The following is a 14,816-nucleotide window of genomic DNA, read 5'->3' on the forward strand; positions in this document are numbered from 1 at the left end:
TTTGGAGAGGGGCTTGGGGAGAGGCCTCTTGATTCTTGTTTCTTGACTCTTGTTTCTAAAAAAGCTACTTCACATCCGAATATGCCGTCGGGTGCATCAGGATAATATCAGCCTTATTCACATTTTTCTGGTATTCCTCCATTGCCGAAAGTTTCTTCCAGTAGGCATCATCACTAAAAGCTTTCCAATGTTCGTCATGGCTGGCCTGGTTATCAAAACTGGTCATGTACATCAGGTTTGGCATGCGGCTGCCAGCCAAAACATGCGCGTAAAAAACGGCGTTAAAACCTAAGCGTGCAAATAAAGGTACCTCGCCGCCTGCGTTAAACATTTTTACTTTAGAAATATAACGCTCTTCGGTAGGGCTTTCGTAGCTGCGTAGCTCAAAAATGTGTTGTTGCGGGTCGCCGTTCAGTTGCGGTATTTTAAACTTAGGGGCCTTCTCAAAAGCAGCAAGTACGATGTTTTCTAACCTGTAGTATTTTGGTGCAGCGGCGTTAGGGCTTAGCTGGTGCAACTGCTGAAGCGATTTCAGCGGTACCCATATCACTATCTTCTTATCCGCACTGGTATCGTTGGTCATCGGTGTAAAAACGCCCACGGTGCTAAGCCCGCGCTGATGTAATAACGGCAAATATGTACTTTGCAGGTATTGGTTCAGCGAATCTAACTGCCCGGCATTTTTAGTATGGTAAATGCTGATGACATAGTAATCGCCGTATGATTTTTTAAGGTCCTGGCTAATAGCAGCCGATGCTGCCGTAAAAAGGCAGATGAAGATTAGTATAGTCTTTCTCATTGGAGGTGGTTATAATTTGAATCGCTAATTTATCGTTTATACTTACAATAAGACGACAAAGTGTACTTTGTTTTAGCACAACCTTCTGTTACTTTCGGCGTTTTATTAATAACCATTTATCAGAAAAGTATGAAACGTGTACGAGTAATGCTGATGGGGTTAATACTGTTTGGCATTAGCTCCTGTCTTCTAGCTCAAAACAAGCTGGAAAAGGGTAGAGACCTGGTTCAACATGGTCCCATTGTTACCGATGATCATAACCTGGGCGCACAACCCGGTACTTCACAAAGTAAACAACGCGTAACATTCTATAATCAACCGCGGAAATTAGTACCTGTAGTAGCCGATGCAAGTTTACAGCCCGGTACTACACAAAGTAAGCAAAGCCGTGCGCTTATTACCCCTGCAAATCCGGGTAAGCAGTACGTAGCGCATGGAATCTATCAAACATCGGCGCCTAATCCTAAAACTTCTAAAATAGAACACGTAACATTAGGCGATTAAGTGCTGCTGTATTGTAGATCACATTAAGCGGGCCCGGGCAAAATGCCGGGCCTGTTTGTTTAAGAAAATCTGATCAATGTAATATTACAGAAAGGGTAGTAAACATTGCGTAACCCAAAAATGTATATATGTAATTAGCCACCCTTCAACGTGAACTACGAGCAATTAATACAAGAAGTTGAAAAATTTATAAAGCGGTATTTCAAAACGCATCACGACGACCGTTACATTTATCATAACGCCGCGCATACCCGGGATGTGGTGAAAGCCGTTACCTTGCTGGCAGACCATTACCAGTTAAACGAAGAAGACCGGTTTACCGTAATTACCGCCGCCTGGTTCCACGATACCGGCTATCTGGGCGCTGATGCTACCAACCACGAGGAACGGAGTGCATTAATCGCTGCGGACTATTTAAAGGGCTTATCGCTTGCGTCGGGTGTTACCCGCAAGGTGCAGGATTGTATTCTGGCTACGCGAATGCCCCAGCACCCGGAAACTTTGCTCGAAAATATTCTTTGCGATGCAGACCTGTTCCATTTAGGTCAGGATGATTTCGCCCCGAAAAGCCGTTTGATGCGGAAGGAAATGGAGACGCTGAAGTATAAGCGGATTAAGAAAAGCGACTGGCGCAGGATGACCATCCAGTTAATGGAAAACCATCAGTACCATACCGAATATGCCCAGTTGTTGCTGAATACCACAAAGGAACGTAATCTCGAAAAGTTAAGAAGTAAGCAAAAAGAGGCAACCGTTACTGTCACACCGGCGATGCCTAACTTGCTGCCGCAACCGGGAGGGGTTGATGACAAGACCTGGAAGAAAATATGTACTGAAAAGCCGACCAAGGGCGTTGAGACCATGTTCAGGGTGACGGCTTCCAATCACCAGCGGTTGAGCGATATGGCTGATAGTAAAGCCAATATCATGATTTCGGTAAACGCCATCCTGATTTCGTTGCTCTTAAGCCTGGTGCTGCGCCGGTTGGATGCGCATCCGCAGGAAGGTATTCCCGCAATTTGCCTGCTGATTGTGAGTGTAATTACCATGATCTTTGCCATATTAGCTACGCGGCCCAATTTGCCGCCGGGCGTTTTTACGCGCGAGGATGTAGATTACCGAAGGGTTAACCTGCTCTTCTTTGGCAATTTTTATAAGATGAGCCTCGACGATTACAGCAGGGGAATGGTATCCATGATGAACGACCGTGATTTTTTATACGGCAGCCTCATCCGCGATCTTTATTACCAGGGTGTGGTGCTGGGTAAAAAATATCACCTGCTCCGAACATGTTATAATGTGTTTATGTTTGGGTTGGTAGGTTCGGTACTGGCCTTTATTCTTTCGGCAATCATATATGCTTAAATTACCTATGCTTAATCAAAACACAATGATAAAAGTAAGCCTGTTAGCTGTTGTTATCGGCTTTATGGCCTGCAAACAGCAAGAAAAGTATAACAGCCCACCAGGTTATGATCTCACCAAACCTGTAAAATATAACATGCCGGTAGACCTGGGCGAAATTTCTGGTATTGCTTTTAACCAGGGCAACCCGGATATGCTTTATACAGAGGAGGACGAGAATGGCCGGGTTTACCAGCTGAAGTTGGGGTCGAGAGATGCAAAGTTCAGCACGTTTAAACAAACCGGCGATTTTGAAGACATTGCAATTTGCAGGCAGCAGGTAATTATGTTGCAAAGCAAGGGGAAATTGTACACCTTCCCAATTGCCAGTACGGCCAACAAAAAAATAGATAACGCAAAAGAATTTAAAGATTTGCTTCCACCGGGCGAGTTTGAGGGCATGTATGCCGATGAACAGACCGCCAAGGTTTATGTGCTTTGTAAGCATTGCGAGATAGACAAGACCAGCCATAGCAATAGCGGGTTTATTTTTCAATTAGCTCAGGACGGCGGGTTGTCCCCGGCAGGCAACTTCGATATTAAAGTAAAACAGATTGCCAAGCTTGCCGGTGATGATAAAGTAAAGTTTCACCCTTCCGGCATTAGCCAAAACCCTTTAACCAAAGAATGGTATGTGTTATCGTCGGTTAATAAAATACTGGTTGTGCTGAGTAGTAATTGGGACGTAAAGCAGGTGTATCACCTTAAACCCAGATACTTTCCGCAACCGGAAGGGATTGCTTTTGACCGCTCCGGTAATTTATACATCTCTAACGAAGGCGACAAAATAGATCCGGGTACTGTATTAAAATTCACTTACAACGCAAAGTAGTTATTGGTAAATGAAGAGATTCCTTTACGTACTGTTTTATAGTTTATTGCCATTTTTTGCTGCAGCGCAGCCGGTGATTACCCACCGGATTATTTACATTGGTGATGCGGGCGAGAATAATAAGTTTCAGGGCGGGGTAATTGGCGACGCCCAAAGTAAAATTCTTACCGGTAAAACCACCGTTATTTACCTGGGCGATAATATCTATCCTACGGGAATGGGTTTACCGGGCAGCCGCGAAGAAAAGGCTACCGAACAGATATTACAGCACCAGTATAAACCCATGCGCGAGAAAGGCGCCCCGGTCTACTTCATTCCGGGTAACCATGATTGGGACCGTATGGGGCCCCGTGGGTTGGCAAAGATAAAACGGCAATGGCAGTACATCTCAGAACAGAAGGATTCGCTGCTAAAAGTTGTGCCTGAAAATGGCTGTCCTGAGCCTTACGAGATTAAGATCAACGATAAATTTGTGGTGATTGCTTTCGATAGTGAGTGGTGGGTTCATATCTTCAGTAAAGCCAACCCCGAAGCAGATTGCGATTGTAATACCGAAGACGAAATTATCGCACGCTTTAAAGAGTTACTGGCAAAAAACCGTGATAAGGTGATCATGCTGGCAGATCACCATCCGTTTTATACCTATGGTCACCATGGTGGCTATTATAACCTGGTCGATTATTTCTTCCCCCTGACCTCTGTCAATCGTAAGCTATACATCCCTTTACCGGTTATCGGCGCGATCTATCCATTCGTTCGCGGAACATTTTCTGTAGCCGAGGACAAGGGGCATCCGCTGTACAAAACCATGATCGAGCGGATTAACGGGGTATTCAAAGGCTTCCCAAATATGCTGAATGTTTCCGGCCACGAACACGGTATACAGTTCATCAAAGATGACGAGCATATGCAGGTAGTGAGCGGTGCAGGTGCAAAAGAAGCCTTTGTAAAGAAAGGTAAGAACGCCCTCTACGCCAAAACGCTTCCGGGTTATGTCACCGCCGATCTGATGAGCGATAAGAGTATCAAGCTTACTTATTACGCTACGGAAGACACTGTTTTTAAACAGGTGTTTACTTATACCAAAACTTATAGCCCTGTAAAACCTGTTCCGGTGATTACTAAAGCCCCAATCACGGCGGATAGCATTCTGGTAAGCGCCCGTCCCAATCTGGACAAAGTGAGTAAATGGCACCGAAAGCTTTACGGAGAAAACTATCGTAAAGAATGGGCTGCTAAGGTAAAACTGCCCGTAATCCGCATCAGCGAATTCAAAGGCGGCTTAACGCCCGAAAAGATAGGCGGCAACCATCAGGCGCGGTCATTGCGTTTGACAGATAATAGCGGGAAAGAATGGCTTTTAAGCAGTATAGAGAAGTATCCGGTAATAGATCTGCCAGAGTCGCGTCGGGAAACTTTTGCAAAGTCGTGGCTGTATGATGCTATTTCGGGTAAACATCCTTATTCGTCACTCATCGCTCCCGAGCTGGCAAAAGCTGTAAAGGTAGCACACACCAAGCCCGTGATTGGGTATGTATCGCCAGATCGTAAGTTAGGTATTTACGAAGCGGAGTTTGCCGGTACGGTTTGCGTGCTGGAAGAAAGCAAAGGCGCCGGGGCGACAGATAATACCGGTTTGATGATGCGCCAGCTAAATGCGGATAATAACAACCGGGTAGATACGCTTGAGTTCTTTAGGGCCAGGCTGCTAGACTGGTTTATGGGCGACTGGGACCAGCAGCAGGACCAGTGGAAATGGGCCAACAAGACTCGCGATGGGAACAAATACTACAATGCTGTTCCGCGCGATCGGGATCAAGCGTTTTTCATTAACCAGGGGCTTGTACCAAAAGCAGCCGCAGCCAAATGGATGGCGCCATACCTGGAAGGCTACAAAGCTAACAAGAACAACATTTCAGACTTTTTTGTAAACGGTCGCGAACTGGATGCACGCTTCCTTTCCGGGCTTGATTACGTTAAGTGGATGCAGGCTGCGCAGGATTTTAAAGATGCGCTGACAGATAGGGTTCTGGAAAAAGCACTTCTTGCAATGCCGGAAGCTGCGTATAAGATCAGGCATCAGGAAATGTTCAAACTAATGCAACGCAGGCGCGATCAGTTGGTAAAGGCGGCCGATGTTTACTATAAATTCTTCAACCGGGTGGTAGATGTGAAAGCTACCGATGGTGACGAACTGATCACCGTAACAGACACGGGTGCGAGCGATGTGAATGTTTCCATATTTAAAAGGCACCCTAAGGGCGGGAAAGGCTATCCCGTTTTTTCAAAAACATTTGATCATAGTATTACCCACGAGGTTAGGATCTACGCCTCGCAGGGTAAAGACAGCATTTACATCAACGATGGCAAAACTCCGATTAAAGTACGGTTGATTGGTGGCAAAGGGCAGAAAACTTATTATGCGGCTTCATCTACTCACCACACCAAGGTGTATGATAAGCAGAGTAATTCTGCTTTTAGCGGTGCCGGGTCGGGTATTATCAGCAAGCATTTTTCTGACGATACTACAACTGTGAGCTATATTCCGGTAAATCCCTATAACAAAACTATCCCGCTAATCTCAATGGGATATAATTTTGATTACGGTGTCTGGCTGGATGCCGGTTTTAAACGGGTCACCAACGGCTTCAGGAAAGAGCCCGGCAGCACGCAAGAGTTCGGGGCGATGCATACCTTTGGCAGCAATGCCTGGCGGTTCCGCTATAATGGTACCTGGTTCCGCGCCATCGACAAAGCCGACCTCGAGATCAAGAGCCGCATTTACACGCCTAATGCCATCAACTTTTTCGGTATCGGAAATGAAACCAGATTTTCAAACGGCATAGATTATTACCGCATCCGGTTTGATCTGGCCGAGGTAAGCGCAGCGCTGCGCTGGCATAACCAGGATAGCTCTGTAAGCGTACGTGTTGGCCCGACATTCCAGTATTACCGCTATGTGAACGATCCTAAAGATAAACTGACCGATAACCCGCTCGCTGTCCATAGTTTTGATAGCACTACCATTAGTAAACAGAAGTTCAACGGCGGCCTGACGGCATGGTACATACTGGATAAGCGTAATAATCGCAATCTGCCGGACTGGGGCGTTTACCTTAGTTTGAAGTTACAAGGCATGGCCGGGCTCAATACCTGGTCGCGCAGTTATGTGCAATTTACGCCCGAAGTACAACTTTTTAAAAGCGTAACAAACAACTCGTCATTCGTCATTAGCGAGAAGCTCGGCGGCGGTGTTACCCTTGGGCAAACGGCGTTTTATCAGTCGATGTTCCTCGGGGGAGCGACAACTTTGCCTGGTTTCAGGGAAAATCGGTTTGCCGGGCGTCAAATGTTTTACAATTTGGTAGAAGCAAGGGTAAAGCTTAATACCTTTGTACCCTATATTCTGCCGGGGCAGTTCGGGTTTACGGGGGGCTATGGCATCGGCAGGGTATGGGATAACCGGACACCATCGCGGCTATGGCATAATACCGGTTTACTGGGCGCTTATTTCGCACCGGCAGATATGGTTTTATTAAATATCAGTACGGGTTACACCGGCGATGGTTTTTATCCGTATATAACACTTAAACTGAACCTTTAAGTTTTTTAACAGGTTTTTACTAATTTCAGCAGATGGAGGTCGACGTATTTCAAATCAGTAAATCGCTTACCCTTGAGGGTGAACTGGATACTGCATTTAGTTTCAGACCGTTCATCCGCGACATGCACCATCGTATCGAGACGGAGCATACCATCAGGGCGCAGTTCTACCGTTTCGTATTACAGAATTTCAATAACTATCCGCAACTGGATGCACCTATTACGGCAGTAGAGGCTTTAAAATATCCGGATATATTAGAGCTGATCTACGCGGTGCTATCGCCGTCCGTTACAGACGAACACAATTTTCATTGGGCAATAGGTACACCGTTGCCGGGTAACATCCTGTATAGTACACCGGCGTTTAAAGATTTTGTGGAACTGTACCACCAGGATCAGAGCGCTACTATTAACCAGGGGCAGGAAGCTTTTAAGAACCGCCAGAAGGATTTCGTTTACCGGCTCATCCTGAAAAAGCTGTATAAAATATCGTCAGATATAGATAACGATACCATTTATACCAAGCTGGACGAGACCAATTGTCTGCTGGAGAAGTATTATAAGATCCACATCGATACCGCTTATGTTGATGTAAGCGTAAAAGGCGAATTGCCTACGCTGCGGCCGGAAGTAATTGAACAGTTCCTGCACGAAGGGGCTGATCCTGGTATTTTCGACCGTATCCTGCCTTTAGATCTGGTAACTATAGAGGGCTTTTCGATCATTACCGTTGAAGATGTTACAGCTCAGCAATCAATAGATAATATCCGTTTAGCGTTAGTTAACGATGCCGAAGACCAGAACCAGCTTTTTGCCCAGGTAACGCATTCGCTGCAAACCTTAACCGGCAATAGCTGCATTGAATTTGGTTTATTGCCTTTCCTGAAAGTGAACGGCAGGCTGGTTTATGATGCGGAGGAATGTTTTAATAGTATCCTGATTCAAACCTCTTCAGAACAGGGCATGGCGCAGGAAGCTTACCAGGACCTGATCGAGAGCTATATCAAAAAGCCCAAAGCAATTTTCTTTAATGAAATTTGCGAGGATAATGTCTGCAAGCATTTCTATCTGAAAGCTTTGCAGCAATCGGGTATAAAATCTTACGCATTGCTGCCTGTTTACTATAACCGGCAGTTGGCAGGGGTGATGGAGATCTACTCGCGTAAGACGATTATCTATTACGAAAAGCTGCTTTCCAAACTGGAAGCTGCCGTTCCGCTGCTTAGCCAACTACTGCATAATAGTATTGAACAGTTTAACCAGCGGATAGAAGATATTATTAAAGAGCAATTTACCAGTTTGCAGCACGCCGTAGAATGGAAGTTTAACGAAGCGGCATGGAATTATCTCCGGCAGGAGCGCCACGGTTCAGAAGCTAACGAGATACAAACCGTTGCGTTTAAAGATCTGTACCCGCTTTATGGCGCAATAGATATCCGGAACTCTACCCATGAGCGGAATGAAGCCCTGCAGCGCGACCTGGTTTTTCTGCTGGAGAAAATAATTGCGGTACTGCAACAGGCCAATGAACATCCCGAAGCGGAAGTAGATAGCCGTTTAATTGCCAAATGCGAGGCCTGGCTGCAGCGGATCAATAAACAGGTTACCGATAACGACGATACCCACATCCGTGCCATGCTGCAAACGCAGATCTATGCTTTGTTTGATGAACTGAAAGTACGGGTGCCTGCATTGCGTGAAGAGATTGAAGCTTATTTTGAAGCTGAGAATGAAGAAACGGGTGAAGGTTTTAAGCACCGGCGCGCATTGGAGAACTCTATCGGTAAAATAAACCAGGCATTGAACGGTTATTTCGAAAAGGCGCAGCAGAAGCTTCAGCAGATTTATCCCTGCTATTTCGAGAAGTTCCGTACCGACGGTGTAGAATATGACGTGTACACCGGCAAATCCCTTGCGCCGGATATGACTTTTGACGAGCAGAAGCTAAATGAGTTCCGTCGCTGGCAGCTGAACTCGATGATCGATATTGTGCACATCACCAATAAGCTGTTCGACCGGATGGAATGCCACCTGCGTACTACCCAGCTGATCTTTATCCACTCGCACCCGATTGATATCTGTTTCAGGAAGGACGAACACCGCTTTGATGTGGAGGGGGCGTACAATATCCGTTACGAGGTAATCAAAAAACGTATTGATAAAGTACTGATTAAGGATACCGGCGAACGGCTTACCCAGCCCGGAAAAATTGCGCTGGTTTACACCACTTCTGATGAAGCCCAGGAATACCTGAAGTATATTAAAGAATGCTGCCAGCAGCAATTGTTGACAGGCGAAACCGAACACTTCGAACTGGAAGAATTACAGGGTGTAGCCGGGTTAAGAGCCATCAGGGTAACGGTTAATGCACCCGAATGCGGCGTCGAAAAATAATAGCTTAAAATTGTGTTAAGTAAAAGCACAAAAGTTGTTAATTAGTGTTATTGTATTTGTATCGAAACACAATAAGCCGCTTTTATAGCCGTTGCACATGCTCAACCATTACCGCAAGAATTTTTTTTGTATAACTTTTATTTTGTCGGCCTGCTTTGGCAGGGAGTTGCCTGTTCTGGCGCAATCAAAAGATGTAGTCACGGTTGCGGTAGAGCCGGAGTATAACAGGGTAAGCAAGCTGCACCGCAAGTTTTTTGGCGAGAATTACCGGAAACTCTGGGCTACCCCGGTAACCATGCGGGTTTTTCATTTGAGCAAAGAAAAAGGCGGATTAAAAATTGTAGGCCAGGGCGGCGGTTTACAAACCCGAAGCCTGAAACTGAAAGACAGTGCCGGGAACGACTGGGCTTTACGTACCGTGCAGAAATACCCGGAGCGCGCTTTGCCCAAGAATATGCGTAAAACCATCGTAAAAGATATCCTTCAGGATGAGGTGACCACATCGCACCCTTTTTCGGCGCTGATTGTACCACCGTTGGCAGAAGTTTTGCATATACCGCATTCTAACCCCGAGATTGTTTATGTGTCAGACGATCCCGCGTTGGGTGAATACCGTAAGGATTATGCCAATAAGGTGTTTTTATTTGAGGAACGCGATCCGCTGGATATCGATAAGACTGATAATACCGAAAAAGCGCAGAAGAAGGTAGAGGGCGATAATGATAACCGTTTCAATCAGCGAATGGTACTAAGAGCCCGCCTGCTGGATATGATCATCGGTGATTGGGACCGCCACGAAGACCAATGGCGCTGGGACAGGGAAAAGAATGATACCGGTATCGTATACCAGCCCATCCCGCGCGACAGGGACAAAGTATTTTATACCACTTCAGGCATATTTCCCTGGGTGCTGGCACACCAGAGCTTGAAATCACAGCTACAACCGTATAGGGGAGATATCCGTGCTATCAGTGAGTGGAACTTTAATGCGCGTTACTTCGATCGTTATTTTCTGACACAATTGAGCAAGGAAGACTGGGAACAGGAGATCCGTTTTGTGCAGCAAGCCTTGACGGATAACCTGATCGATTCGGCAATGAAACGCATGCCGGCGAATATCTATAAGCAGTCAACCTGGATCACCCCTTACATCAAACAACGACGCGATAACATTGAACGCGAGGGGCTGTCTTATTATAGCTTCCTGGCAGACCATGTTGATATCCCCGGTACGGATAAGCACGAACAGTTTGATGTAGACGAGCAGGCCGGGGGCAAGGTAGCGGTGACCATCCGTAAGATTAAAAAAGACGGTACGCCTGCCCAGGTAATCTACCAACGAACTTTTGATCCTAAGGAAACGAAAGAGATCCGCCTTTATGGTTTAGATGATGCCGATGTTTTCAGCGTAAAAGGCACTGAACCTTCGCCTATTAAAGTACGCATGATCGGTGGTGGCGGTGTAGATAGTTTTTACGTAGACAAGAACCTGAACAATAAAAGCAAGCTGTTTATTTACGACCGTAAGGACAAGAAAAATATTATTCCGGATGGTTCGCTGGCCCGCATCAGAACTTCACGCGATTCGGACGTGAACACTTTCGACCGCAAGAATTTTAAATATGACCAGACAGGGCCAATCGTATTGGCCAATTACAATACAGACGAAGGTCTGATCCTGATCGGTGGCATCATGAGCGAGCGCGAAGGCTTCCGGAAATCGCCCTATGCCAGCCATCAATCGTTGTTAGCCGGTTACTCGCTCGGCAGGCAATCGTTCATGATCAATTACAATGGCGATTTCAGACGGGTAATTGGTAACAATGACCTTAATATTAGTATTGTGTCGCGCGGGCCAAATAACGTAAGCAACTTTTTTGGTGTTGGAAACAATACCGTGTTCGACAGGAGCGAAGATGTCGGCATCACCTATTACCGCAACCACTACAACTTTGTAAATGCAGATGTACGCCTGTTTCATAATTACAACAGGTGGCAGCTAAGCGGTGGCGTTACCGGGCAGCTCTACTACAGCAGTGATTCTCCTAATAAAGGCCATTTTTTGTATACCTATGCACAGCAAAACCCTGATCAGAAAGTGTTTGATACCAAAGGTTACGCTGGTGTAATTCTGGGTGTGAAGTTTGACAGCCGGAACAATATCACCAATCCGGTAAGCGGCGTTTTCTGGAACACCACCGTGAATACCTCTACTGGTATAGCCAATGCCCATAATACCTATACACAGGTGGCAAGCGAGTTCAACTTCTACCTTAACCCCGACCGTGATTCTGTACTGATTGTAGCCAACCGTATCGGCGGGGGGACGATCATCGGCCACGCAGAATTCTTTCAGCAGATCAAGATCGGTGGTCCGCAAAATCTGAGAGGCTTCCATACTTTCAGGTTTATCGGTAAAACTGGTGTTTATGATAACCTTGAGTTGCGCCTGAAACTGTTCAACTTTACCTCTTACCTGTTTCCGGGAACGTTTGGTTTAATTGGCTTTAATGATATCGGCCGGGTATGGGTGCCCGATGAAAAATCTAACAAATGGCATGATGGTTACGGCGGCGGCTTCTTCCTGATCCCTGCCCGAACGCTGATTGTACAGGCTGCTGTAGGTTTTTCAACAGAAGGTGCGCTGCCTTATATCAGCCTCGGATACCGCTTTTAATTTATAACAGGTTTGCTTGCCTGCTTTTTCTTTAATTTGCAGAAACAGGCAATCCTAAATGAACCGCATCGACCGTATTTCTGCCATACTTATACAACTGCAATCCCGGCGGACGGTAAAAGCATCGGATATAGCAGAGCGTTTTGGAATTAGTTTACGCACCGTCTATCGCGATGTAAAAACGCTGGAAGAGGCGGGTGTGCCTATCATTGGCGAAGCTGGTGTAGGCTATTCGCTGGTTGAGGGGTACCGGTTGCCGCCGGTAATGTTTACACGCGAAGAAGCGGCAGCGTTTCTTACCGCAGAAAAGCTGGTAGATAAACTGACCGATGAAGCGAATAGCGCCAGCTACCGCTCAGCCATGTATAAGATAAAATCCGTATTGCGGAACAGCGACAAGGATTTTCTGGAAACCATTGATAACCGCATCGAAGTGATTCGTTCGCGGGGCGCAAGACATAAGCAGTTGCGGCTGAACCCGCTTCAGGATATCCTGCAGGCTATTGCCCACAAAAAGGTATTGCAAATTGTTTATCAGCCTGCTTACCGCGCCGAGGCCACCGAACGGGCGATTGAACCGGTAGGTGTGTTTTATCTGGATAATAACTGGCACCTGATTGCTTATTGCCGTTTAAGGAAGGATTACCGCGATTTTCGTTTCGATCGTCTGATGAGTATGGAATGTACTGATGAAATTTTTTCAGCATCGCATCCGCAGTTACAGGAACATATCCGTTGTATATTTAAAGATCAGCAGTTATTTAATGTGACGATAGAGGTGAAGAAAGAAGTGGCCATGTACCTGGGCGAGCAAAAGTATTATCACGGTTATGTAGGTGAAAGCATTATTGGCGATGTGATAGAAATGAAGTTTGTCTGCTGGTCTTTAGAAGGGTTTTCGCGTTGGTTTGTGATGTTTGCAGATATGGCGCGCATAGTAGAACCCGCGGAGTTGAATGAACGGATTCATACGCTGGTAAGAAAAATTTCAGAAAATTTAACTACCTCAAAATCCTGCTGACATAGGGCTGTCACTTGCGCGTAGTTGTTTTGTATCGTCATCAAAAACAAAACACTATGTCACAGATTAAAATTTTCACCGAAGAATTAGCAAACGAAGCTGTAACTACCCGCAAAATGCTGGGGCGTATCCCGTCTGATCAGTTTGCATGGCAGCCGCATCAACGCAGCATGACCATTAAACGCCTTGCCACTCACATTGGCGACCTGCCGGGATGGATACAAATGGTGCTCGATACAGACGAACTTGATTTTCAAAACACTACCTGGGCCGAACCTGATTTAAATACCACGGAAGAAGTGCTGGCTTTCTTTGAGGAGTCGCTTAAGAAGGCGAAGAAAAGCCTTAGCGAAGCTAACGAAGAAGAACTGGATAAGATATGGACGTTAAGAAGTGGCGAAGCTATTTACGACCGCTCGACAAAAGCGCAGGTGATCCGCATGTGCCTTAATCAAATCGTACATCACCGTGCGCAAATGGGCGTTTACCTTAGACTGTTAGACATCCCAATCCCTGGTAGCTATGGCCCAAGTGCCGATGAGCATGAAGACATGATTCCAAAAGAAGAGACCGAGGCAGCAAGCTAATCTTTTAAAATTTTGCAACAGGAGGATCTGTTACAGCACCTGCTTAATCTGGTATTGGTTGCCGTTAACGCTGAAAGATTCTCCTGTTTTTTTACCTCTCAGCTGTACACCTATCGGCGAGCTGATAGAAACGGCAAAATATTTCTGACTCTCAAGCGTCAACGTTCCGGCACTGACAGAGATATAGAAGTTCCCCTTATCGGTAACTACCAGGCTACCTGTATCCGCGCTGGTATTCGCACTGCCCGCGTTAATGCCATTCAGTATTACCAGTTGTTTATTGGCTTCGTTCAGCATCAGCATATTGCGGTCAGTCTCCTGCTGCATCATCTCGCGGCTGGTTTCATACTTATCTCCCGCGCTTGATTTAGTTTCATTTTCTGTCGCTTCCTGTATCTCTGCAAGCGCTAATTGTGCATTTTCTATACGCTGTTTAATAGCGTCGGTACAGAGCTTAAACAGGCGGGTTTTAGTTTCGGTGTTCATGGATTGAATAGTCGCTCTTTAACAAAATAAAGGTCGCAATGGTTTTGCTGTAACGGGTTACAGAACATGTTAAAAAGTAAGAGATAAATAGTGATAGCTATTATACCGCTATATCGCCGTGACGCGGATCTTCGGGCAGAATCTCCATATCCGGGCATTCAACATAGTTGGCATACCATTGTATGGCGCTCACCACATCTAAAGCATCTTCGGGGGTAATCCTTATGGTTTCGAAAGCATAAAGCTTGTTGTTAGCATAACCGTAAAGCTGTATTTCGTTAATATCGGGGACGAAGTTTTCATCGGTCAAACAGAAAACTTTAACCTTCAGATCAGTATCTCTGGAGTGGATAACATCTCTGCACGGATCTTTCGGATCGGTCGCCAGCAAATATACATTATGATCCATATGTTGGTTTAACAAAGCGTAATTAAGAAGGTTTAATATTAAATATATAATTGTAGCGGCTTAATATACTAAACAAATGGGGTGATGCTTTGTCTGGATT

The 14,816-nt window shown here is 45.8% G+C and carries 11 protein-coding genes; 8 read left to right on the forward strand and 3 right to left on the reverse strand.

Features of this window, described 5'->3' with window-relative positions; genetic code table 11:
- Positions 1-64 precede the first annotated feature (64 nt).
- Positions 65-799: an NIPSNAP family protein gene (locus tag MUY27_RS02260; RefSeq protein WP_245128344.1), complete on the reverse strand. Its 735-nt coding sequence runs from the start codon at positions 797-799 to the stop codon at positions 65-67.
- 129 nt (positions 800-928) lie between these two features.
- On the opposite strand from MUY27_RS02260, the gene MUY27_RS02265 reads away from it, so the two are divergent.
- From MUY27_RS02265 to MUY27_RS02300, 8 genes are all read left to right on the forward strand, one after another.
- Complete coding sequence (locus MUY27_RS02265; RefSeq protein WP_245128345.1) at positions 929-1,303, forward strand: hypothetical protein; 375 nt, start codon at positions 929-931, stop codon at positions 1,301-1,303.
- 150 nt (positions 1,304-1,453) lie between these two features.
- The gene (locus MUY27_RS20650) at positions 1,454-2,668 is read left to right on the forward strand and encodes a Pycsar system effector family protein (RefSeq protein WP_245128346.1); all 1,215 of its coding nucleotides are present in this window, start codon (positions 1,454-1,456) and stop codon (positions 2,666-2,668) included.
- A 25-nt stretch (positions 2,669-2,693) separates the two neighbouring features.
- The gene (locus MUY27_RS02275; protein ID WP_245128347.1) at positions 2,694-3,539 is read left to right on the forward strand and encodes an SdiA-regulated domain-containing protein; all 846 of its coding nucleotides are present in this window, start codon (positions 2,694-2,696) and stop codon (positions 3,537-3,539) included.
- A 10-nt stretch (positions 3,540-3,549) separates the two neighbouring features.
- Entirely contained in the window at positions 3,550-7,143 is a 3,594-nt protein-coding gene (locus MUY27_RS02280) for a BamA/TamA family outer membrane protein (protein WP_245128348.1), read from the forward strand.
- 32 nt (positions 7,144-7,175) lie between these two features.
- A complete protein-coding gene (locus tag MUY27_RS02285) occupies positions 7,176-9,536 on the forward strand; it encodes a GAF domain-containing protein (protein WP_245128349.1) in 2,361 nt (786 codons plus the stop codon).
- Between the two features lie 142 nt (positions 9,537-9,678).
- Positions 9,679-12,213 (forward strand): BamA/TamA family outer membrane protein, encoded by a 2,535-nt coding sequence (locus tag MUY27_RS02290; protein ID WP_245128350.1) that lies wholly within the window; start codon positions 9,679-9,681, stop codon positions 12,211-12,213.
- A 58-nt stretch (positions 12,214-12,271) separates the two neighbouring features.
- Positions 12,272-13,234 carry a helix-turn-helix transcriptional regulator gene (locus MUY27_RS02295; protein WP_245128351.1) on the forward strand — a complete coding sequence of 321 codons (963 nt, stop codon included), beginning with the start codon at positions 12,272-12,274 and terminating at the stop codon, positions 13,232-13,234.
- Positions 13,235-13,290: 56 nt separating this feature from the next.
- The gene (locus tag MUY27_RS02300) at positions 13,291-13,821 is read left to right on the forward strand and encodes a DinB family protein (RefSeq protein WP_245128352.1); all 531 of its coding nucleotides are present in this window, start codon (positions 13,291-13,293) and stop codon (positions 13,819-13,821) included.
- A 30-nt stretch (positions 13,822-13,851) separates the two neighbouring features.
- Here MUY27_RS02300 and MUY27_RS02305 read toward each other — a convergent pair whose 3' ends face one another.
- Together MUY27_RS02305 and MUY27_RS02310 are read right to left on the reverse strand one after the other, a co-directional pair.
- Positions 13,852-14,307, reverse strand: coding sequence for a 3-oxoacyl-ACP synthase (locus MUY27_RS02305; RefSeq protein ID WP_245128353.1), 456 nt, complete (start codon positions 14,305-14,307; stop codon positions 13,852-13,854).
- A gap of 100 nt (positions 14,308-14,407) precedes the next feature.
- On the reverse strand, positions 14,408-14,716 hold the full coding sequence (locus MUY27_RS02310; protein WP_245128354.1) for a hypothetical protein: 309 nt from the start codon (positions 14,714-14,716) through the stop codon (positions 14,408-14,410).
- Positions 14,717-14,816: the final 100 nt, after the last annotated feature.

The sequence above is a fragment of the Mucilaginibacter straminoryzae genome (assembly GCF_022953055.1).
In the GTDB taxonomy this organism is placed as follows: Bacteria; Bacteroidota; Bacteroidia; order Sphingobacteriales; family Sphingobacteriaceae; genus Mucilaginibacter; species Mucilaginibacter straminoryzae.

Bases quoted from the DNA above. Each gene is read 5' to 3' on its own strand.
- MUY27_RS02260 (WP_245128344.1), bottom strand. From the start codon at position 799: ATGAGAAAGACTATACTAATCTTCATCTGCCTTTTTACGGCAGCATCG.
- MUY27_RS02265 (WP_245128345.1), top strand. From the start codon at position 929: ATGAAACGTGTACGAGTAATGCTGATGGGGTTAATACTGTTTGGCATT.
- MUY27_RS02275 (WP_245128347.1), top strand. From the start codon at position 2,694: ATGATAAAAGTAAGCCTGTTAGCTGTTGTTATCGGCTTTATGGCCTGC.
- MUY27_RS02280 (WP_245128348.1), top strand. From the start codon at position 3,550: ATGAAGAGATTCCTTTACGTACTGTTTTATAGTTTATTGCCATTTTTT.
- MUY27_RS02285 (WP_245128349.1), top strand. From the start codon at position 7,176: ATGGAGGTCGACGTATTTCAAATCAGTAAATCGCTTACCCTTGAGGGT.
- MUY27_RS02295 (WP_245128351.1), top strand. From the start codon at position 12,272: ATGAACCGCATCGACCGTATTTCTGCCATACTTATACAACTGCAATCC.
- MUY27_RS02300 (WP_245128352.1), top strand. From the start codon at position 13,291: ATGTCACAGATTAAAATTTTCACCGAAGAATTAGCAAACGAAGCTGTA.
- MUY27_RS02305 (WP_245128353.1), bottom strand. From the start codon at position 14,307: ATGAACACCGAAACTAAAACCCGCCTGTTTAAGCTCTGTACCGACGCT.
- MUY27_RS02310 (WP_245128354.1), bottom strand. From the start codon at position 14,716: ATGGATCATAATGTATATTTGCTGGCGACCGATCCGAAAGATCCGTGC.